This window comes from Actinobacillus capsulatus DSM 19761, assembly GCF_000374285.1.
Classification (GTDB): domain Bacteria; phylum Pseudomonadota; class Gammaproteobacteria; order Enterobacterales; family Pasteurellaceae; genus Actinobacillus; species Actinobacillus capsulatus.
This window is the reverse complement of sequence record NZ_KB893947.1, coordinates 23,142-42,173: the sequence shown is the minus strand read 5'-3', so window position 1 is coordinate 42,173 and position 19,032 is coordinate 23,142. Positions and strand designations below refer to the sequence as shown.

Annotated in this window: 35 protein-coding genes; 2 read left to right on the top strand and 33 right to left on the bottom strand. The window is 40.8% G+C overall.

The annotated features are described in order from the left end of the window. Positions 1 to 40: 40 nt before the first annotated feature. Entirely contained in the window at positions 41 to 1,234 is a 1,194-nt protein-coding gene (locus tag C228_RS0111345) for a ribosomal protein uL16 3-hydroxylase (RefSeq protein ID WP_018652726.1), read from the top strand. 189 nt (positions 1,235 to 1,423) lie between these two features. Here the strand turns inward: C228_RS0111345 and rplS are convergent, their stop codons facing one another. From rplS to rpsJ, 32 genes are all read right to left on the bottom strand, one after another. Then, positions 1,424 to 1,774: a 50S ribosomal protein L19 gene (gene rplS / locus C228_RS0111340; RefSeq protein ID WP_014992357.1), complete on the bottom strand. Its 351-nt coding sequence runs from the start codon at positions 1,772 to 1,774 to the stop codon at positions 1,424 to 1,426. A 25-nt stretch (positions 1,775 to 1,799) separates the two neighbouring features. Then, positions 1,800 to 2,555, bottom strand: coding sequence for a tRNA (guanosine(37)-N1)-methyltransferase TrmD (trmD, locus tag C228_RS0111335; protein ID WP_018652725.1), 756 nt, complete (start codon positions 2,553 to 2,555; stop codon positions 1,800 to 1,802). 56 nt (positions 2,556 to 2,611) lie between these two features. Beyond that, positions 2,612 to 3,139, bottom strand: a complete 528-nt coding sequence (rimM, locus tag C228_RS0111330; RefSeq protein ID WP_018652724.1) for a ribosome maturation factor RimM — start codon at positions 3,137 to 3,139, stop codon at positions 2,612 to 2,614. 33 nt (positions 3,140 to 3,172) lie between these two features. After that, the gene (gene rpsP, locus C228_RS0111325) at positions 3,173 to 3,421 is read right to left on the bottom strand and encodes a 30S ribosomal protein S16 (protein WP_018652723.1); all 249 of its coding nucleotides are present in this window, start codon (positions 3,419 to 3,421) and stop codon (positions 3,173 to 3,175) included. Positions 3,422 to 3,658: 237 nt separating this feature from the next. After that, positions 3,659 to 4,042: a 50S ribosomal protein L17 gene (gene rplQ, locus C228_RS0111320; protein WP_018652722.1), complete on the bottom strand. Its 384-nt coding sequence runs from the start codon at positions 4,040 to 4,042 to the stop codon at positions 3,659 to 3,661. 35 nt (positions 4,043 to 4,077) lie between these two features. After that, positions 4,078 to 5,067: a DNA-directed RNA polymerase subunit alpha gene (locus tag C228_RS0111315; RefSeq protein WP_018652721.1), complete on the bottom strand. Its 990-nt coding sequence runs from the start codon at positions 5,065 to 5,067 to the stop codon at positions 4,078 to 4,080. Between the two features lie 65 nt (positions 5,068 to 5,132). Then, the gene (gene rpsD / locus C228_RS0111310) at positions 5,133 to 5,759 is read right to left on the bottom strand and encodes a 30S ribosomal protein S4 (RefSeq protein WP_005599325.1); all 627 of its coding nucleotides are present in this window, start codon (positions 5,757 to 5,759) and stop codon (positions 5,133 to 5,135) included. A 28-nt stretch (positions 5,760 to 5,787) separates the two neighbouring features. After that, positions 5,788 to 6,177, bottom strand: a complete 390-nt coding sequence (gene rpsK, locus C228_RS0111305) for a 30S ribosomal protein S11 (RefSeq protein WP_018652720.1) — start codon at positions 6,175 to 6,177, stop codon at positions 5,788 to 5,790. Between the two features lie 16 nt (positions 6,178 to 6,193). After that, positions 6,194 to 6,550 (bottom strand): 30S ribosomal protein S13, encoded by a 357-nt coding sequence (gene rpsM, locus C228_RS0111300; protein ID WP_005599322.1) that lies wholly within the window; start codon positions 6,548 to 6,550, stop codon positions 6,194 to 6,196. A gap of 137 nt (positions 6,551 to 6,687) precedes the next feature. Next, positions 6,688 to 6,801, bottom strand: coding sequence for a 50S ribosomal protein L36 (rpmJ, locus tag C228_RS0111295; RefSeq protein ID WP_005599318.1), 114 nt, complete (start codon positions 6,799 to 6,801; stop codon positions 6,688 to 6,690). A gap of 25 nt (positions 6,802 to 6,826) precedes the next feature. Continuing rightward, the gene (secY, locus tag C228_RS0111290) at positions 6,827 to 8,149 is read right to left on the bottom strand and encodes a preprotein translocase subunit SecY (protein ID WP_018652719.1); all 1,323 of its coding nucleotides are present in this window, start codon (positions 8,147 to 8,149) and stop codon (positions 6,827 to 6,829) included. A 3-nt stretch (positions 8,150 to 8,152) separates the two neighbouring features. Beyond that, positions 8,153 to 8,587, bottom strand: a complete 435-nt coding sequence (rplO, locus tag C228_RS0111285; protein ID WP_018652718.1) for a 50S ribosomal protein L15 — start codon at positions 8,585 to 8,587, stop codon at positions 8,153 to 8,155. 4 nt (positions 8,588 to 8,591) lie between these two features. Then, positions 8,592 to 8,771, bottom strand: coding sequence for a 50S ribosomal protein L30 (gene rpmD / locus C228_RS0111280; RefSeq protein WP_005711983.1), 180 nt, complete (start codon positions 8,769 to 8,771; stop codon positions 8,592 to 8,594). Between the two features lie 6 nt (positions 8,772 to 8,777). Next, a complete protein-coding gene (gene rpsE / locus C228_RS0111275; protein ID WP_005625147.1) occupies positions 8,778 to 9,278 on the bottom strand; it encodes a 30S ribosomal protein S5 in 501 nt (166 codons plus the stop codon). A 14-nt stretch (positions 9,279 to 9,292) separates the two neighbouring features. Beyond that, complete coding sequence (gene rplR, locus C228_RS0111270) at positions 9,293 to 9,646, bottom strand: 50S ribosomal protein L18 (RefSeq protein ID WP_018652717.1); 354 nt, start codon at positions 9,644 to 9,646, stop codon at positions 9,293 to 9,295. Positions 9,647 to 9,660: 14 nt separating this feature from the next. Then, positions 9,661 to 10,194, bottom strand: a complete 534-nt coding sequence (gene rplF, locus C228_RS0111265; protein ID WP_018652716.1) for a 50S ribosomal protein L6 — start codon at positions 10,192 to 10,194, stop codon at positions 9,661 to 9,663. A 16-nt stretch (positions 10,195 to 10,210) separates the two neighbouring features. Continuing rightward, a complete protein-coding gene (gene rpsH, locus C228_RS0111260) occupies positions 10,211 to 10,603 on the bottom strand; it encodes a 30S ribosomal protein S8 (protein WP_018652715.1) in 393 nt (130 codons plus the stop codon). A gap of 36 nt (positions 10,604 to 10,639) precedes the next feature. Further along, positions 10,640 to 10,945 (bottom strand): 30S ribosomal protein S14, encoded by a 306-nt coding sequence (rpsN, locus tag C228_RS0111255; RefSeq protein ID WP_018652714.1) that lies wholly within the window; start codon positions 10,943 to 10,945, stop codon positions 10,640 to 10,642. 11 nt (positions 10,946 to 10,956) lie between these two features. Further along, the gene (gene rplE, locus C228_RS0111250; protein WP_018652713.1) at positions 10,957 to 11,496 is read right to left on the bottom strand and encodes a 50S ribosomal protein L5; all 540 of its coding nucleotides are present in this window, start codon (positions 11,494 to 11,496) and stop codon (positions 10,957 to 10,959) included. A 17-nt stretch (positions 11,497 to 11,513) separates the two neighbouring features. Beyond that, positions 11,514 to 11,825, bottom strand: coding sequence for a 50S ribosomal protein L24 (gene rplX, locus C228_RS0111245; protein WP_014992365.1), 312 nt, complete (start codon positions 11,823 to 11,825; stop codon positions 11,514 to 11,516). A gap of 10 nt (positions 11,826 to 11,835) precedes the next feature. Continuing rightward, complete coding sequence (rplN, locus tag C228_RS0111240) at positions 11,836 to 12,207, bottom strand: 50S ribosomal protein L14 (protein WP_005619403.1); 372 nt, start codon at positions 12,205 to 12,207, stop codon at positions 11,836 to 11,838. 241 nt (positions 12,208 to 12,448) lie between these two features. Further along, positions 12,449 to 12,703 (bottom strand): 30S ribosomal protein S17, encoded by a 255-nt coding sequence (gene rpsQ / locus C228_RS0111235; protein WP_018652712.1) that lies wholly within the window; start codon positions 12,701 to 12,703, stop codon positions 12,449 to 12,451. Further along, positions 12,703 to 12,894, bottom strand: a complete 192-nt coding sequence (gene rpmC, locus C228_RS0111230; RefSeq protein ID WP_005717924.1) for a 50S ribosomal protein L29 — start codon at positions 12,892 to 12,894, stop codon at positions 12,703 to 12,705. Before rpmC ends, rpsQ begins: the two co-directional genes overlap by 1 nt. Next, positions 12,894 to 13,304 (bottom strand): 50S ribosomal protein L16, encoded by a 411-nt coding sequence (rplP, locus tag C228_RS0111225; protein ID WP_005818321.1) that lies wholly within the window; start codon positions 13,302 to 13,304, stop codon positions 12,894 to 12,896. The genes rpmC and rplP overlap by 1 nt, the downstream gene beginning before the upstream one ends. A 13-nt stretch (positions 13,305 to 13,317) precedes the next feature. Further along, positions 13,318 to 14,022 carry a 30S ribosomal protein S3 gene (gene rpsC / locus C228_RS0111220; protein WP_018652711.1) on the bottom strand — a complete coding sequence of 235 codons (705 nt, stop codon included), beginning with the start codon at positions 14,020 to 14,022 and terminating at the stop codon, positions 13,318 to 13,320. Between the two features lie 18 nt (positions 14,023 to 14,040). Then, positions 14,041 to 14,373, bottom strand: a complete 333-nt coding sequence (gene rplV / locus C228_RS0111215) for a 50S ribosomal protein L22 (RefSeq protein WP_018652710.1) — start codon at positions 14,371 to 14,373, stop codon at positions 14,041 to 14,043. Between the two features lie 10 nt (positions 14,374 to 14,383). Further along, positions 14,384 to 14,659, bottom strand: a complete 276-nt coding sequence (gene rpsS, locus C228_RS0111210) for a 30S ribosomal protein S19 (protein ID WP_005539416.1) — start codon at positions 14,657 to 14,659, stop codon at positions 14,384 to 14,386. Between the two features lie 27 nt (positions 14,660 to 14,686). Continuing rightward, on the bottom strand, positions 14,687 to 15,508 hold the full coding sequence (rplB, locus tag C228_RS0111205) for a 50S ribosomal protein L2 (RefSeq protein ID WP_018652709.1): 822 nt from the start codon (positions 15,506 to 15,508) through the stop codon (positions 14,687 to 14,689). Positions 15,509 to 15,528: 20 nt separating this feature from the next. Next, a complete protein-coding gene (gene rplW, locus C228_RS0111200; protein WP_211214907.1) occupies positions 15,529 to 15,834 on the bottom strand; it encodes a 50S ribosomal protein L23 in 306 nt (101 codons plus the stop codon). After that, on the bottom strand, positions 15,834 to 16,436 hold the full coding sequence (gene rplD / locus C228_RS0111195; RefSeq protein ID WP_018652707.1) for a 50S ribosomal protein L4: 603 nt from the start codon (positions 16,434 to 16,436) through the stop codon (positions 15,834 to 15,836). Before rplD ends, rplW begins: the two co-directional genes overlap by 1 nt. A 15-nt stretch (positions 16,437 to 16,451) precedes the next feature. Then, positions 16,452 to 17,078 (bottom strand): 50S ribosomal protein L3, encoded by a 627-nt coding sequence (gene rplC / locus C228_RS0111190; RefSeq protein WP_018652706.1) that lies wholly within the window; start codon positions 17,076 to 17,078, stop codon positions 16,452 to 16,454. Positions 17,079 to 17,103: 25 nt separating this feature from the next. After that, entirely contained in the window at positions 17,104 to 17,415 is a 312-nt protein-coding gene (gene rpsJ / locus C228_RS0111185) for a 30S ribosomal protein S10 (protein ID WP_001181005.1), read from the bottom strand. A 420-nt stretch (positions 17,416 to 17,835) separates the two neighbouring features. Between rpsJ and C228_RS0111180 the strand changes: the two genes are divergently transcribed. Further along, the gene (locus C228_RS0111180; protein ID WP_018652705.1) at positions 17,836 to 18,468 is read left to right on the top strand and encodes a TfoX/Sxy family DNA transformation protein; all 633 of its coding nucleotides are present in this window, start codon (positions 17,836 to 17,838) and stop codon (positions 18,466 to 18,468) included. A gap of 61 nt (positions 18,469 to 18,529) precedes the next feature. Here the strand turns inward: C228_RS0111180 and rpsT are convergent, their stop codons facing one another. Further along, positions 18,530 to 18,793, bottom strand: a complete 264-nt coding sequence (rpsT, locus tag C228_RS0111175) for a 30S ribosomal protein S20 (protein ID WP_018652704.1) — start codon at positions 18,791 to 18,793, stop codon at positions 18,530 to 18,532. Between the last annotated feature and the right edge of the window lie 239 nt (positions 18,794 to 19,032).

Below are 19,032 nucleotides of genomic sequence, written 5' to 3'. Positions count from 1 at the left end.
GAATAGTTTTAATCAAAGAGAAAAGACATGAGGAGCATCTATGAACATTCCATTCTGCTTACCTGAAAATATTAGCCCGGAAACTTTCTTACGTGATTATTGGCAAAAACGACCGCTGTTAATCCGTAACGGCTTACCGCAAATTGTCGGATTATTCGAGCCGGAAGATATTATGGAGTTAGCGTTAGAAGAGGAAATCACTGCTCGCTTAATCAAATGTGAAAATGAGCAATGGTCGGTCAAAACCAGTCCGTTTACGGAAAGTGATTTACAAGATTTGCCGGCGCAATTCTCAGTTATGGTACAAAACTTAGAGCAATGGTCACCGGAACTCGGTGCATTGTGGCAAGCGTTTAGCTTCTTACCGCAATGGCAACGTGACGACATTATGGTCTCTTGCTCACCTAAAGGTGGTACGGTCGGTAAACATTATGATGAATACGATGTTTTTCTCGTGCAAGGTTACGGTCAGCGCCGTTGGCAACTCGGTAAATGGTGCGATCCTTCCACCGAATTTAAACCAAACCAACCTATCCGTATTTTCGATGATATGGGCGAATTGGTGTTAGATGAAGTGATGAATCCGGGCGATGTGCTTTATGTGCCTTCTCGTATGGCTCACTATGGTGTATCGGAAACCAAAGGGCTAACATTCTCATTCGGTTTACGTTACCCGAATGCGGCGGATTTACTCGAAAACTTCTGCAAAACCTTAGAACACCATTCGGAAGTGATTGCTGGCTCGGAATTTAATATCCCGTTCCGCCTTGCACCGCATGAACAACCAAATGCATTGCTTGATCCGAAAATGGTAAAAGTGTTGAAGCATCAATTAATCGACTTATTACAAAACTCTGATCAATTTGATGAAATCTTTACTCACAGCGTTGCTACTGCGGTAAGTTCTCGTCGTTACGATCTACTACAAACGGATAACGAATACTATCCAGATGAAGTACAAGGTATTTTGGAAGAAGGCGGTTGGATTCAACAAGATGCAAATGTCAAAATGCTTTATACCGAAAATCCGCAACGTATTTATGTAAACGGTGAGTGGATTGACGAGCTAAATGAAGCGGAACAAAACTTGTTAATTCGTATTGCCAACGGTGATGCAATCTCTTGGAACAAGCTAGCGTCAAAAGTGAAAAACCAAGAAGAGCTTGAATTATTGTTAGATACTATTTGTGATTGGCTTGATAGCGGTTGGGTGATTTTAGAAGAATCGGAATAAACCGTTCATTTTATTTTTAGTGTTCAGCAAAGGCGGGTAAATACCTGCCTTTATTTTTACAAGCGGTCTGATTTCCATAAACTTTTGCAAAAGATTAGCTAAAATTGACCGCTTGTTACATTACGTACATAAAAGAAAAGGCTTGGGTTTCCCCAAGCCTCTTTATCTTTCGCATTAAGCGTGTGCGAATTATTCGCCAAGACGCTCTTTGATACGTGCAGATTTACCTGAACGCTCACGTAAGTAGTAAAGTTTAGCTTTACGTACCGCACCTTTACGTTTAACAGAGATGCTGTCAATTACTGGTGAGTGAGTTTGGAATACACGTTCAACGCCTACGCCGTTTGATACTTTACGTAGAGTGAATGCAGAGTGCAAGCCACGGTTACGAATTGCAATAACCACGCCTTCGAACGCTTGCAAACGTCTTTTACTACCTTCTACTACCCATACCTTAACTTCTAATGTGTCACCTGGACGGAAGCTAGGTACGTTTTGTTTTAACTGTTCTTGTTCGATTTGTTTGATGATGTTACTCATTTTAAAAACCTTCTAAATCCTAGAATTAACTGATTTTGTGTTGTTTCTTAATTTTAGCCAACAACACGCGTTGTTCGTCAGTCAGAGCTAGGCTATCCAATAGCTCAGGGCGTCTTAACCACGTACGTTCAAGCGATTGTTCTAATCGCCATTTACGAATATTCTCGTGATGACCCGACATCAGCACTCCGGGAACAGGAATACCGTCTAACATTTCCGGACGAGTGTAATGCGGGCAATCCAATAAACCTGTCGCAAATGAATCTTCATCTGCAGAGGCCTGTTTGCCTAACACTCCGGGCACAAATCTCGCAACAGCGTCAATTAACGTCATTGCCGGCAATTCGCCCCCTGTAAGCACATAATCGCCGATTGACCATTCTTCATCAACTTCAGTTTGAATCAATCGTTCATCAACCCCTTCGTATCGCCCACAAATTAAAATTAGTTTCTGATTTGAAGCCAGTGTTTTCACACCTTGTTGATCCAACTTACGCCCTTGTGGTGAGAGATAAATAACGTTTGCCTCTACACCATCTTCTGCTTTTGCTGCTTGCTTCGCGGCATGAATCGCATCACGCAAAGGTTGCACCATCATTAACATTCCCGGCCCGCCGCCATAAGGGCGATCATCAACGGTTTTATGTTTATCAAACGTAAAATCACGAGGATTCCAACATTGAATTTGCAGAAGCTCTTGTTTTACCGCACGTCCTGTCACCCCAAAATCGGTAATTGCTTTAAACATTTCAGGGAACAGTGAAATGATACCAATCCACATAATTTATCCTCAAATGTCCTTACTACTTAAAGCCAAAGCGCACCGCATACCTGAGGTTAGAAACCAGCGTCCCAATCCACCGTTATTGTTTTGGTGGGGAGATCTACTCTTTTAACTACTTGTTCATATAAGAACGGAATTAATCGTTCTTGCTTACCGAAAGCATCTTTACTGTTAGCGCGTACAACCAAAACATCATTTGAGCCCGTTTCCATTAATTCAGTCACAACACCCATGGTATAGCCTTCGAGGTTAACGACTTGGCAACCGATTAAATCATGCCAGTAATAATCCCCTTCTTCCAATTCAGGAAACACAGATAAGTCCACACCGATTTCGGCATTGGTGAGTAACTGCGCGCTTTCACGATCGTCGGTACCTTTTAATTTCACAATCAAATCATTGCTGTGATAACGCCAACTTTCTAATTCGATTGGTTGCCATTGCCCTTTAATTTTTAAGAACCAAGGCTGATAATCGAAAATGCTTTCAGTTTCTTCAGTTGATGAATAGAGGCGTAACCAGCCACGAATCCCATAGGTCGACCCCAGTTTTCCGACAACTTCAATTTTTTGTTCGCTCATGCTACTCACCTACTTTACAAAATTTTTAATAAATTAAGCCGCTTTACGAGCTTCTTTCACTAAAGATACAACACGGTCTGAAAGCTCAGCACCTTTAGCAACCCAAGCATCAACTTTAGCCACATCTAAACGTAAACGTTCTGCTTGGCCTGCTGCTAATGGATTGAAGAAACCGATACGCTCGATGAAACGACCGTCACGTGGTGAACGGCTGTCTGCTACCACGATTTGATAGAATGGGCGTTTTTTAGCTCCGCCACGAGTTAAACGAATGGTTACCATAACCTTCCTCTAAAAATGTTGATAGTAAAAAGAAAACCCTCGTTCGAGGTGAGGGTACTGTATGCTCTAATCATCTAAAAAAGATAAAAAAAGCGGATAGATTATACCGATTTTCCACTAAATTACAAGAAAAGATCTTTATTACGATAAAGCAAATCGGTAAGAAAAAGTTTAAAAGTATTAGAAAAAAACAAAGCCCGAGATAACTCGGGCTTTTCAAATTAAGCTATTTAGCTATTATTCCGTAGCTGCTTCAGCAACTTCTGGACGGTCAACTAACTCAATGTAAGCCATTGGTGCGTTGTCGCCTGCACGGAAACCACATTTTAAGATACGAGTATAACCACCCGCGCGTTGTGCAAAACGTGGACCTAATTCATTGAATAATTTAGCAACTGTTTCTACGTTGCGAGTACGAGCAAAAGCTAAGCGGCGATTTGCAACGCTATCTTCTTTTGCTAAAGTAATTAATGGTTCAACTACACGACGTAACTCTTTAGCTTTAGGTAAAGTTGTTTTAATGATCTCGTGACCGATTAAAGAACTTGCCATATTACGGAACATCGCTTGGCGATGGCTACTGTTACGGTTTAATTGACGTCCACTCTTACGATGGCGCATAACCTATTCCTTCTTAGAAAATCTAATACCTAAAATTAGTCTTCAGCAATACTTGCTGGCGGCCAATTCTCAAGGCGCATACCCAGTGATAAGCCACGAGAAGCAAGCACATCCTTAATCTCAGTAAGTGATTTCTTACCAAGGTTAGGTGTTTTTAATAACTCAACTTCTGTACGTTGCACTAAATCACCGATATAGTGAATTGTCTCTGCTTTCAAACAGTTAGCAGAACGAACTGTCAACTCTAAGTCATCTACTGGACGAAGTAAAATCGGATCGAATTCCGGTTTTTCTTCTTTAACTTCAGGCTGACGAACATCACGTAAATCAACGAATGCATCTAGCTGTTCTGCTAAAATCGTTGCAGCGCGACGAATGGCTTCTTCTGGATCGATTGTGCCATTAGTTTCCATCTCAATGATAAGTTTATCTAAGTCTGTGCGTTGTTCTACACGAGCAGCTTCAACATTGTAAGCAATGCGATCTACTGGGCTAAAACGAGCATCAACTAATAAACGACCGATTGGACGATCTTCATCTTGAGAATGTACGCGAGCTGATGCTGATACATAACCACGACCGCGTTGAACACGGATACGCATATTGATTGATGCGCTTTTATCTGTCAAATGACAAATAACGTGATTTGGATTTACAATTTCTACATCACCATCGTGCGTAATGTCGGCTGCAGTCACAGGGCCAATTCCAGACTTATTAAGTGTCAGGATGATATCATCTTTATTTGACACTTTTACCGCTAGACCTTTAAGGTTTAACAATACTTCAAGAATATCTTCTTGTACGCCTTCCTTGCTGCTGTATTCATGTAATACACCATCAATTTCAACTTCTGTTACTGCACAACCTGGCATAGACGAAAGTAAAATGCGACGAAGTGCGTTACCTAATGTATGGCCAAAGCCACGTTCTAACGGCTCTAAGGTCACTTTTGCGTGAGTTGAACTGATTTGTTCAATATTCACTAAGTGCGGCTTTAAAAATTCTGTCACAGAACCCTGCATTTTATCCTCTCTTTGTTTTTAAGCTTTATTTACTAATCTAATAATGTAATTTTAAAAATTAACTATTATTTAGAGTAAAGCTCAACGATCAGATGTTCGTTAATATCTGCTGATAAATCAGAGCGTTCAGGAGTACGTTTAAATACACCTTCCATCTTAGTTGCATCAACTTCTAACCAAGTTGGTTTTTCACGTTGAGTCGCTAATTCTAATGATGCTTTGATACGTGCTTGTTTTTTAGATTTCTCACGAACAGCAACTACATCATCAACAGAAACTTGATAAGAAGGAATATTCACTACACGACCGTTTACTACGATAGATTTATGGCTTACAAGCTGACGCGCTTCGGCACGAGTTGCAGCAAAACCCATACGATAAACTACGTTGTCTAAACGACCTTCTAATAATACTAATAAGTTCTCGCCGGTATTACCTTTTAAGCGATTTGCTTCTGTATAGTAATTACGGAATTGACGTTCTAAGATACCATAGATACGGCGAACTTTTTGTTTCTCACGTAACTGACTACCGTAGTCAGATAAACGTGGCTTGCGTGCACCGTGTTGACCTGGTGCTACATCAAGACGATTTCTACATTTTGATTCAATCGCACGAACGCCTGATTTAAGGAATAAATCAGTACCTTCACGACGGCTTAGCTTGAGCTTAGGACCCAAATATCTTGCCATTTTCTTTCTCCAATTATTCTAACGTCAATTAAACGCGACGTTTTTTCGGTGGACGACAACCGTTATGAGGAATCGGAGTCACATCAGTAATGTTCGTGATACGGAAACCTGCTGCATTTAATGCGCGGATTGTTGATTCACGACCTGGACCCGGACCTTTAACCATAACTTCCAAGTTCTTTAAGCCGAATTCTTTAACAGCTTCAGCACAACGTTCTGCAGCAACTTGTGCAGCAAACGGAGTTGATTTACGAGAACCACGGAAACCTGAACCACCTGCCGTTGCCCATGTTAGAGCGTTACCTTGACGGTCAGTAATAGTCACGATTGTGTTATTGAAAGATGCGTGGATATGAGCTACGCCATCTGCAATCTGTTTTTTAACGCGCTTACGTGCGCGAACTGGTGTTTTAGCCATTATTTATCTACTCCGATTATTTTTTGATCGGTTTGCGTGGCCCCTTACGAGTACGCGCATTAGTCTTAGTACGTTGACCACGTACTGGTAAACTACGACGATGACGTAAACCACGGTAGCAACCTAAGTCTAAAAGACGTTTGATGCTTAATGTTACTTCACGACGTAAATCACCTTCGACAGTAAATTTACCAACTTCTTCACGCAGTTTTTCAATCTGCTCTTCAGACAATTCTCTGATCTTTACATCTTCAGCAATACCCGTTGCTGCACAGATAGCTTTAGCACGAGTTTTACCGATACCGTAAATTGCAGTTAATGCGATTACAGTGTGTTTTTGATCAGGAATGTTAATGCCTGCAATACGGGCCACTATGCACTCCTATTATTTAAGTTTATTGATATGCTGATCTTGAAAAGCCCGTTTCAGGATACTCAAACAGCATATCAGGGACGAATGAGCTGAGCAGTATACCTGCTCAGCGGGTTCTTTGCAAGAAAGAATACTAATTAACCTTGACGTTGTTTGTGTTTAGGATCGCTACAAATTACGCGAACAACACCTTCACGTTTAACAACTTTACAGTTACGGCATAATTTCTTAACTGAAGCACGAACTTTCATTGCTTATCCTTTTTGATCTAAGGGATTATTGCCCTAAGCCTTTCAAATTGGCTTTCTTCAACACAGAATCATATTGTAATGACATTAAATGACCTTGAACCTGTGCGATGAAATCCATAATAACTACCACTACGATTAACAGTGAAGTACCGCCTAATTGGAATGGTACCTTCCATAAAGATGTAATGATATAAGGAACCAAACAAACAAAAGTAATATACAACGCACCGATTAAGGTTAAGCGTGTCATCACTTTATCAATATAACGTGATGTTTGTTCGCCTGGTCGATAACCTGGTACAAACGCACCTGATTTCTTCAAATTATCCGCTGTATCACGAGGATTATATTGCATTCCCGTATAGAAGAATGCAAAGAAGATTACTGCCATTGTGAATAACACAATATATAACGGTTGTCCTGGCTGTAATAATTGTGATAAGTCAAATAGCCATTCAAGTCCTTCGCTTTGACCAAACCACTGCGTAATACTCGCAGGGAATAAGATGATACTTGACGCGAAGATTGCAGGAATTACACCTGCCATATTAACTTTTAATGGTAAATGAGAAGATCTAGCTGGCGCCATCATTCTACCTTGCTGGCGACTTGCATAATTTACCACAATTCTTCTTTGTCCGCGTTCAACAAAGACAACAAAATATGTTACCGCAAATGCGATTACAGCTACTAATAAAAGAACAAGTGGAGAAATTTCGCCTTGACGAGCTTGCTCAATTGTTTGCCCAATTGTCGCTGGTAAATCCGCGACAATACCTGCAAAGATAATCAAAGAGATACCGTTACCGATACCACGCTCAGTGATTTGCTCACCTAACCACATTAGGAACATTGTTCCCGTAACTAGGCTAATTACAGAAGTTACATAGAATAGGACACTTGGATTAGGAACTAATCCTTGCAACATATTCGGTAGGGCAATTGAAATACCAATAGACTGAATAAATGCTAATAACAAAGTAGCATAGCGAGTATATTTGCTAATTTTTCGACGTCCCGCCTCACCTTCTTTTTTTAGCTCAGCTAAAGGAGGATGAATCGCTGTCAATAATTGAACAATAATTGACGCCGAAATATAAGGCATAATACCTAACGCAAATATAGACGCTCGGCTTAAAGCACCACCAGAAAACATATTAAACATATCAATGATGGTGCCTTGCTGTTGTCGAACTAATTCGGATAATACAGAAGCATCAATGCCAGGAACAGGTATAAAAGAACCGATACGGAAAACGATTAACGCACCTAAAACAAATAATAATCTTGATTTAAGCTCGCCAGTCCCTTTTTGTGTACTACCTTGGTACCCTGGTTGCTTTGCCATTTATTATTCCTCGATAGAGCCACCAGCTGCTTCAATCGCAGCTTTTGCACCTTTAGTTGCACGTAAGCCTTTTACTACTACCGCTTTCTCGATCTTACCTGCAAGAATAACTTTTGCTGATAAAATGTCTTTAGTGATAACGTTAGCTGCTTTAAGTGAATCTAAGGTTACTTCGTTGCCTTCTACTTTTGCTAAGTCGTTTAAGCGAATTTCAGCTGTGTGCAATGATTTTAATGAAGTAAAACCAAATTTCGGCAAACGACGGTATAAAGGCATCTGACCACCCTCGAAACCACGACGAACACCGCCACCGGTACGAGATTTTTGACCTTTATGGCCACGGCCACCAGTTTTACCAACACCAGAACCGATACCACGACCTAAGCGTTTAGCACTGTGCTTAGCACCTTCAGCTGGGGATAGAGAATTTAAACGCATTCTATTACTCCTCAACCTTAACCATATATGAAACTTGATTGATCATACCGCGTACTGCTGGTGTATCTTCAAGTTCTACAGTATGACGAATATGACGAAGACCTAAGCCTTTTAACGTTGCTTTATGTTTCGGTAAACGAGCGATAGAGCTACGAGTTTGAGTTACTTTGATAGTTTTTGCCATATTCAATTACCCCAAAATTTCTTCAACAGTTTTGCCACGTTTTGCAGCAACCATTTCAGGTGATTTCATATTTGCAAGTGCATCGATAGTTGCACGAACAACGTTAATTGGGTTAGTTGAACCATACGCTTTCGAAAGAACGTTGTGAACACCTGCTACTTCTAACACTGCACGCATTGCACCACCTGCGATGATACCCGTACCTTCGCTTGCTGGCTGCATAAATACGCGTGAACCAGTGTGTGAACCTTTAACTGGGTGTTGTAATGTACCTTCGTTTAAAGCGACATTGATCATATTGCGACGAGCTTTTTCCATCGCTTTTTGGATAGCTGCTGGAACTTCACGAGCTTTACCGTAACCGAAACCCACGCGACCATTACCATCGCCTACCACTGTTAAAGCGGTAAAGCTCATAATACGACCACCTTTTACGGTTTTAGATACACGGTTAACCGCGATTAGCTTCTCTTGCAGTTCACCAGCTTGTTTTTCGATGTTTGACATCTCAAATTCCTCTATTAGAACTGTAGACCAGCTTCACGAGCAGCATCTGCCAATGATTGCACACGACCGTGGTATTTGAAACCAGAACGGTCGAAAGCAACCGCTTGAATACCTTTTGCCAAAGCACGCTCTGCAACGAGTTTACCAACTACCGCTGCTGCGTCTTTGTTACCAGTATATTTAACTTGCTCTCTAATTACTTTCTCAACAGTTGAAGCTGCTGCTAGTACTTCTGAGCCATTAGGTGCAATAACCTGCGCATAGATATGGCGAGGTGTGCGATGCACAACCAAACGGGTTGCACCTTGCTCTCTCATTAAATGACGTGCACGGGTTGCACGACGGATACGAGCTACTTTCTTATCCATAGTGTTACCTTACTTTACTTTTTCTTCGCTTCTTTAGTACGTACAACTTCATCAGCGTAACGTACACCTTTACCTTTATAAGGCTCAGGACGGCGATATGCACGAATATCCGCTGCAACTTGGCCGATTAACTGTTTGTCTGCACTTTTCAGAATAATTTCTGTTTGTGATGGACATTCACCAGTTACGCCAGCTGGCAACGTATGCTCAACAGGGTGTGAGAAACCTAAACTTAAAGCAACTACGTTACCTTTCATTTGTGCTCTATAACCAACACCCACCAACTGCAATTTCTTAGTAAAGCCTTCTGTAACACCGATAACCATAGCATTAACAAGTGCACGGGCAGTACCTGCTTGTGCATCTGCATTTGCAACACCAGCGCGTGGTGCGAAAGTTAATGCATTCGCTTCGTGATTTACTTCAACTGCATTATGAATTGTACGAGATAACTCGCCGTTTTTACCTTTAACTGTTAATAGCTGACCGTTGAGTTTTACTTCAACACCGGCAGGAATATTAACAGGTGCTTTTGCAACACGAGACATTCTTCCTACCTCTCTATTATGCTACGTAACAGATAATTTCACCGCCGAGGCCCGCTTGACGCGCAGCACGGTCGGTCATTACACCTTTCGATGTAGAAACAACAGCGATACCTAAACCACCCATTACTTTTGGTAATTCGTCTTTACGTTTGTAAATACGAAGACCAGGACGGCTTACGCGTTGGATACTTTCTACAACCGGTTTGTTTTGGAAATATTTTAAAGTAATTTCCAGTTCAGGTTTAACACCTTCAACAACTTTGATGCTTTCTACATAACCTTCGTCAGCTAAAACTTTTGCAATAGCAACTTTTAACTTAGATGAAGGCATACTGATTGCAACTTTATTCGCAGCTTGACCGTTACGAATACGGGTCAGCATATCTGCGATTGGATCTTGCATGCTCATGTATTTACTCCCATGATTCCAAATTAAAAGAGGTTATTACCAGCTTGCTTTCTTAAGACCCGGGATCTCGCCACGCATAGCGGCTTCACGAACCTTAATACGGCTTAAACCAAACTTACGAAGTACACCGTGTGGACGACCAGTTTGGCGGCAACGATTACGCTGACGGCTTGGGCTTGAATCACGCGGAAGTGTTTGTAATTTTAAAACAGCATTCCAACGATCTTCATCAGAAGAATTTACATCAGAGATGATTTTCTTCAACTCTTCACGTTTAGCGTAGAATTTATCAGCTAATTTAGCACGCTTAACATCACGTGCAATCATTGATTGTTTTGCCACGATAACCTACCTTATTTACGGAATGGGAAATTGAAAGCCGCTAATAAAGCTTGACCTTCTTCATCGGTTTTCGCTGAAGTGGTGATAGTAATATCTAAACCACGCACACGATCTACTTTATCGTAGTCGATTTCAGGGAAAATGATTTGTTCACGAACACCCATACTGTAATTACCACGACCATCAAATGACTTCGCACTTAAACCGCGGAAGTCACGGATACGTGGAACAGCGATAGAAATCAATCTTTCAAAGAATTCCCACATACGTTCGCCACGTAGGGTTACTTTACATCCGATTGGATATCCCTGACGGATTTTAAAGCCTGCAACAGATTTGCGCGCTTTAGTAATTAAAGGTTTCTGACCGCTAATTGCTGCTAGATCCGCAACGGCGTTATCTAGAAGTTTCTTATCGGTCAATGCTTCACCCACACCCATATTCAGGGTAATCTTTTCGATTCGTGGGACTTGCATGACAGATGAGTAGTTGAATTTTGCTTTCAATTCATTCACTACTGTATCTCTGTAGTAATCATGCAGTTTCGCCATCGCATTACTCCAGTTAATTAAATAATTTCATTATTAGATTTGAAGAAACGGACTTTTTTGCCGTCTTCGAATCTAAAACCTACACGGTCAGCTTTATTTGTTTTCGGGTTGAAAATTGCAACGTTTGACGCATCAATCGCCGCTTCTTTCTTCACTAAGCCACCAGCTTTGCCTAACGCAGGAACTGGTTTTTCGTGTTTAGTGATGATTTTAACACCTTCAACAATCACTTTACCGTTTGGTAACACTTGAGTTACCTTACCACGTTTGCCCTTATCTTTACCAGTAAGAACAATTACTTCATCATTTTGACGGATTTTAGCAGCCATTACATTCCCCTTACAGTACTTCTGGAGCTAGTGAAATGATCTTCATAAACTTCTCAGAACGAAGTTCACGAGTCACCGGTCCAAAAATACGAGTACCGATTGGTTGCTCAGTATTATTATTTAAAATAACACAAGCATTGCCATCGAAACGAATAACTGAGCCATCTGGGCGACGAACACCCTTCTTGGTGCGCACAACAACTGCTTTTAACACATCACCTTTTTTTACTTTACCGCGTGGAATTGCTTCTTTCACGGTAACTTTGATAATGTCGCCAATAGCAGCGTAACGACGGTGCGATCCACCTAGAACCTTGATACACATTACGCTACGAGCCCCTGAGTTATCAGCAACATCCAGCATAGTCTGTTCTTGGATCATATTAGTGCTCCGTTAAATTAAAAAACACCCTTACGGGACGAAAATCTACTTACCCTATTATGTAAGTAGCCGGCGAATTATACCTCAAAAACTCATCGTAAATCAAATAAAATTTTACGAACAAGCGGTAATATTCACGCAAAAATTACAAATAAAAAAGCCCTAATTGCTTAGCTTTAGGGCTTAAAATTTGCAAAAAACAAGCGGTATATTACCGCTTGTTTATAAATGAATTTGTAGATTAAGCTACTGCTTTTTCAACAACACGAACTAATGTGTGTGATTTGGTTTTTGAAACAGGACGACATTCCTTGATTTCAACTAAATCACCTAATTTAGCTTCGTTATTTTCATCGTGTACGTGAAGTTTTGTAGTACGACGAATAAACTTACCATAGAGTGGGTGTTTAACCGTACGTTCGATAGCTACTACAAATGATTTGGCCATTTTGTCGCTAACTACTCGACCTTGTACTGTACGAATTTTATCAGTCATTACTCACCCGCCTTTTCAGTTAATACAGTTTTAACTTGTGCAATGCTACGACGCACTTGTTTTAACTGATGGGTTTGTTGAAGCTGACCGGTGGCTGCTTGCATACGCAACTTGAATTGCTCACCTAACAAGTTAACCAATTCAGCGTTCAGCTCTTCAACACTTTTTGTACGTAGTTCTTGAGCTTTCATTACATCACCGTCTTAGTTACAAATGTGGTTTTCACTGGAAGTTTCGCAGCGGCTAACGCAAATGCGTGGCGTGCAATTTCTTCAGAAACACCGTCCATTTCATAGAGAACTTTACCCGGCTGGATTAAGGCTACCCAGTACTCAACGTTACCTTTACCTTTACCCATACGGACTTCTAATGGTTTTTCAGTAATTGGTTTATCTGGGAACACGCGGATCCAGATTTTACCTTGACGTTTAACTGCACGTGTCATTGCACGACGAGCCGCTTCAATTTGACGAGCGGTTAAACGACCACGACCAACTGCTTTTAAACCGAAAGTACCGAAGCTAACTTCTGTACCGCCCGCAATACCACGGTTACGACCTTTGTGGACTTTGCGGAATTTTGTGCGTTTTGGTTGTAACATTCAGTGATTCTCCTTATTTACGACCTTTGCGAGCTGGCTTTTTAGGCTGTGCCGCTGGTTCTTTATCAGATTCAATCACTGCAGCCATACCACCAAGAATTTCACCTTTGAAGATCCACACTTTCACGCCGATTACGCCGTAAGTTGTGTGTGCTTCAGCCGTGTTATAGTCGATGTCCGCACGAAGTGTGTGAAGAGGTACACGACCTTCACGATACCACTCTGAACGTGCGATTTCTGCACCACCTAAACGACCGCTTACTTCAACTTTGATACCTTTAGCACCTAAACGCATTGCGTTTTGTACTGCACGTTTCATTGCACGGCGGAACATTACACGGCGTTCAAGTTGAGAAGCGATGCTATCTGCAACTAATTTTGCATCTAGCTCTGGTTTTTTCACCTCTGCGATGTTGATTTGAGCTGGTACGCCTGCGATAGCAGAAACAGCATTTCTCAATTTTTCAACATCTTCGCCTTTTTTACCGATTACGATACCCGGGCGAGCAGTGTGGATAGTTACACGAATGCTTTTTGCTGGACGCTCAATAGTGATGCGTGAAACAGAAGCGTTCGCTAACTCTTTGTTTAAGAATTTACGTACTTTGAAATCGCCGTCTAAGTTATCAGCGAAATCTTGTGTATTCGCGAACCAAGTAGAGCTCCAAGGCTTAACAATACCTAGGCGAATACCATGTGGATGTACTTTTTGACCCATTTGCTATTCTCCTACTGATTAACGATCTGACACAACCACAGTGATGTGGCTTGTACGTTTTAAAATACGATCTGCACGACCTTTTGCACGTGGCATTACACGTTTCATACTTGGACCTTCATCTACAAAGATCTTCGTAACTTTAAGATCATCGACATCTGCACCGTCGTTATGCTCTGCGTTTGCGATTGCTGACTCTAAAACTTTCTTCACTAAAGCCGCAGCTTTTTTGTTGGTGAAAGTTAAGATTTCTAATGCAGCAGCAACTTTTTTACCACGGATTAAATCAGCAACTAAGCGAGCTTTTTGTGCAGAAGTACGAGCGTAACGATGTTTTGCAATAGTTTCCATCTTTTACCTCTTATTTCTTAGCTTTCTTATCTGCGGCGTGACCGCGGTAAGTACGAGTCGGTGCAAATTCACCGAGTTTATGACCGATCATTTCATCAGAAACATAAACTGGAACATGCTGACGACCATTATGGACTGCGATGGTCAATCCGATCATTGATGGAATGATCATTGAACGACGGGACCAAGTTTTGATTGGTTTTTTATCCCCGCTTTCCACCGCCTTCTCTACCTTCTTCAACAAGTGTAGGTCAAGGAAAGGACCTTTCTTGAGAGAACGTGGCATGGCTTATCCTCTTATTGATATAAAAAATTATTTACCACGACGACGTACGATGAATTTATCAGTACGTTTGTTATGGCGAGTTTTCTTACCTTTGGTTTGAACGCCCCAAGGTGTTACTGGGTGTTTACCAAAGTTACGACCTTCACCACCACCGTGCGGGTGATCTACTGGGTTCATTGCAGTACCACGAACGGTCGGGCGAACGCCTCTCCAACGTGTTGCACCTGCTTTACCAAGTACGCGAAGCATATGCTCTGAGTTACCTACTTCACCGATAGTTGCAGAACACTCAGCTAATACTTTACGCATTTCGCCTGAGCGAAGACGTAAAGTAACGTAGTTACCTTCACGAGCGATGATTTGAACGTAAGCACCTGCTGAACGAGCGATTTGACCGCCTTTACCCGGTTTCAACTCAACGTTGTGAACCGTAGTACCAACAGGGATATTACGCATTGGTAATGAGTTACCTACTTTAATTGGTGATGACGCACCCGCTTGGATTTGGTCGCCAGCAGATAAACCTTTTGGTGCCAAAATGTAACGGCGTTCACCATCTTTATAAAGTACTAATGCGATGTTAGCAGAACGGTTTGGATCGTACTCTAAACGCTCAACAACAGCTGGAATGTCTAATTTGTTACGTTTGAAGTCAATTAGACGGTAGTGTTGTTTGTGGCCACCACCGATGTGGCGAGTGGTAATACGACCTAAGTTGTTACGACCACCAGTTTTAGATTTAGTATCTAATAATGGTGCATAAGGTTTACCCTTATGAAGTTCTGCATTAACAACTTTAACTACGTGACGACGACCAGCGGAGGTCGGCTTACATTTAACGATAGCCATAGTTTTCTATTCCTCCGTAATTACTCTGCCGCACCTTCAACGAGATCGGCAATTTGCTGACCTTCTTGAAGAGTAACATAAGCTTTTTTCCAGTCACTACGACGACCAACTTTTGCACCACGACGTTTGGTTTTACCTTTTACGATCACGGTACGAACAGAATCAACTTTCACTTCGAAAAGTTCAGCAACCGCTTGTGCAATTTCTGCTTTGTTCGCATCTAATGCTACTTTGAATACGATTGTGTTTGATTTTTCTGCGTTAGTTGTCGCTTTTTCAGAGATATGTGGTGCTTTAAGCACTTTTAGCAAACGTTCTTGTTGAATCACGCTAACATCTCCTCAATTTGTTTCACTGCGTCCGCAGTCATCACCACTTTATCGAAAGCGATTAAACTTACTGGATCGATACCTTGAACATCACGCACATCTACTTTGTAAAGGTTGCGTGCTGCTAAGAATAAGTTGGTATCTTCTGACGCTGTGATAATTAACACATCTTCAAGTGCTAATTGTTTTAATTTTTGTACTAAAAGTTTCGTTTTTGGTGCGTCGATTTCAAATTTCTCAACAACCACTAAACGATCTTGGCGAACAAGCTCAGAAAGAATGCTCTTGATTGCACCACGGTACATTTTTTTATTCACTTTTTGGCTGTGATCTTGTGGTTTCGCTGCGAAAGTGACACCACCAGAACGCCAGATTGGTGATTTGATGTCACCAGAACGTGCTCGACCTGTACCTTTTTGACGCCAAGGTTTTTTACCTGAACCAGACACTTCTGCACGAGTTTTTTGCGCGCGTGTACCTTGACGAGCACCTGCTGCATAAGCAACAACTACTTGATGGATCAACGCTTCGTTGAACTCACGTCCGAAGGTAGTTTCAGAAACAGTGAGTGCGTTTGCACCTACAACTTGTAATTCCATCTCTATCTCCTAGACTTATGCTTTAACTGCTGGTTTAACGATAACATCACTATTAGTTGCGCCTGGAACAGCACCTTTTACTAATAATAATTTACGCTCAGCATCAACACGAACAACTTCAAGCGATTGAACGGTTACACGCTCAGCACCTAAGTGTCCAGCCATTTTTTTACCTTTAAACACACGACCCGGAGTTTGGTTTTGACCAATAGAACCGAGAACACGGTGTGATAAAGAGTTACCGTGTGTAGCATCTTGGGTACGGAAGTTCCAGCGTTTAACACCGCCAGCAAAACCTTTACCTTTTGAAGTACCAGTAACATCAACTTTTTTAACATCAGTGAAGATGTCAACATTGATTTCTTGACCTAAAGTGAATTCTTCACTTTCAGTACGAAATTCCCATAAACCGCGACCAGCTTCAACACCTGCTTTCACGAAATGACCAGCTTCTGGCTTAGTTACACGACTTGCTTTTTTAGTGCCAGTAGTAACTTGAATTGCAGAATAGCCATCGTTTTCAAGGGTCTTAACCTGAGTAACACGGTTGGCTTCAATTTCGATAACGGTAACTGGAATTGACACGCCGTCTTCATTGAAAACGCGAGTCATACCAACTTTACGACCGACTAAACCAATCATTGTAATAACCTCTTAATAATCCCAATTAACCTAGACTAATCTGAACATCAACGCCAGCAGCTAGATCTAAACGCATTAGTGCATCAACAGTTTTTTCTGTTGGTTCAACAATATCAACTAGACGTTTGTGCGTACGAATTTCATATTGGTCACGTGCGTCTTTGTTCACGTGTGGAGAAATCAATACAGTAAAACGTTCTTTACGAGTTGGTAAAGGAATTGGACCACGAACTTGTGCACCAGTACGTTTAGCTGTTTCTACGATCTCCGCAGTAGATTGATCAATTAAACGATGATCAAATGCTTTTAAGCGGATACGGATTCTTTGGTTCTGCATTAGACCAGAGCTCCAATTAAAATTTAGCTAATAAAAAAACCGAACTACCACTTAAGCCATATAGCATAAGGGAGCGCAGTTATACCTGTATAGTTTCCAAATCGGAAACATTGTATGTACTACAATGTCTATAGTACCGCTTAATAAATGATTACATTAAGCGACTTTAAAATCTTCGTATCTACATCGTAAATACGATGAGCATCAAAGTGTATGCATATTACACTACTTCTCGGGTAAGCGCAAGAACAATCTGCATCGAAATAAGCCATTAATAAAGTATGGTTTTTGGATTATAAATTATTGACATTCCTTGATTTATTTTACATTATTAGATTGCCTTTTAACGGCTTATAGCTATAAGTAAGTGGCTTATAATGAATATAAAGTTACAAAAGTAAATCATCAAAAGGAGCTCGTATGAAATACACAACAAAGGAGTTAGAAAGACTTAAAGCGCTATTGTCCCCTCTCGGGGAGGTTACCTTTAAGCCTTATTTTTCATTCTTAGGTATCTTTAAAAAAGATACCATGTTTGCCCTCTACAAAGATCAACATTTATATGTACGCAAATCGGCCCAATATTTAGAAGAAATAACTCAAACAATATCTATTCACTTTCTGGTTGATCGTCATATCAACTGTCGTTCCAAAATCTTTTATCTTCTTCCATCCTCAATTCTTAACAATCTACACACTTACTCTCACTGGATCACTTCAGCCATTCACGAATATCAACAATCTAAAGCAAAAATTGAAAATCAAAATCAAAACAAAATTCGTATGTTGCCAAACTTAAATGTCAGTATTGAGAGATTATTGGCTAAAGTCGGTATTTATACAGTAACAGATTTAAAAGCGACAGGCGCCATTAACGTTTTTGTGCGTTTAATCCAGCAAGGTTTGGAAGCAACCGCATTGTTATTATTTAAACTATACAGTGCGATTCAATACAAATATATTTATATGTTGACAGAACAAGAAAAGCAGAATTTATTAATTGAAGCCGACAATGCGCTTTATCAGGCAGGATTACGAAAAAGATTCGCATAACTAAGTAAAGATAGGCGTAAAAAAACCGACCATTTGGTCGGTTCTTTTACACAAAAAGCAATTACGCTAATTTTTTGATTTGAGCTGCTAACTTTGCTTTGTGGTTAGCTGCTTTGTTAGCGTGGATTAAGCCTTTAGATGCCATACGGTCCACTACTTTTTGCATTTCAACGAAAGCTGCCTGTGAAGCTACTTTATCGCCTGTCGCTACTGCTGCGTATACTTTCTTGATAAATGTACGCATCATTGAGCGTTGGCTTGCGTTGTGTTGGCGGCGTTTTTCAGATTGAACCGCACGTTTTTTTGCTGACTTGATATTAGCCAAGGTCAAACTCCTAAAATATCTGTGTAAAAATTAAAAAAACATAAACTTTGGTTTATGTTTAGCTATCGATAGTTTAAATTCATTTTCAACGAGACACGTGCTTGAAAATAACACCGTTTTACTGATAGAAAACGATAGATGGAGATTTTATCAGTTTTTTTCTGATTTTCCTACAACAAACTGCTAAAATTCCGTTCAATTTATATGAAGCTCTTCATGTAAGCAGTCGGATCCTCGCA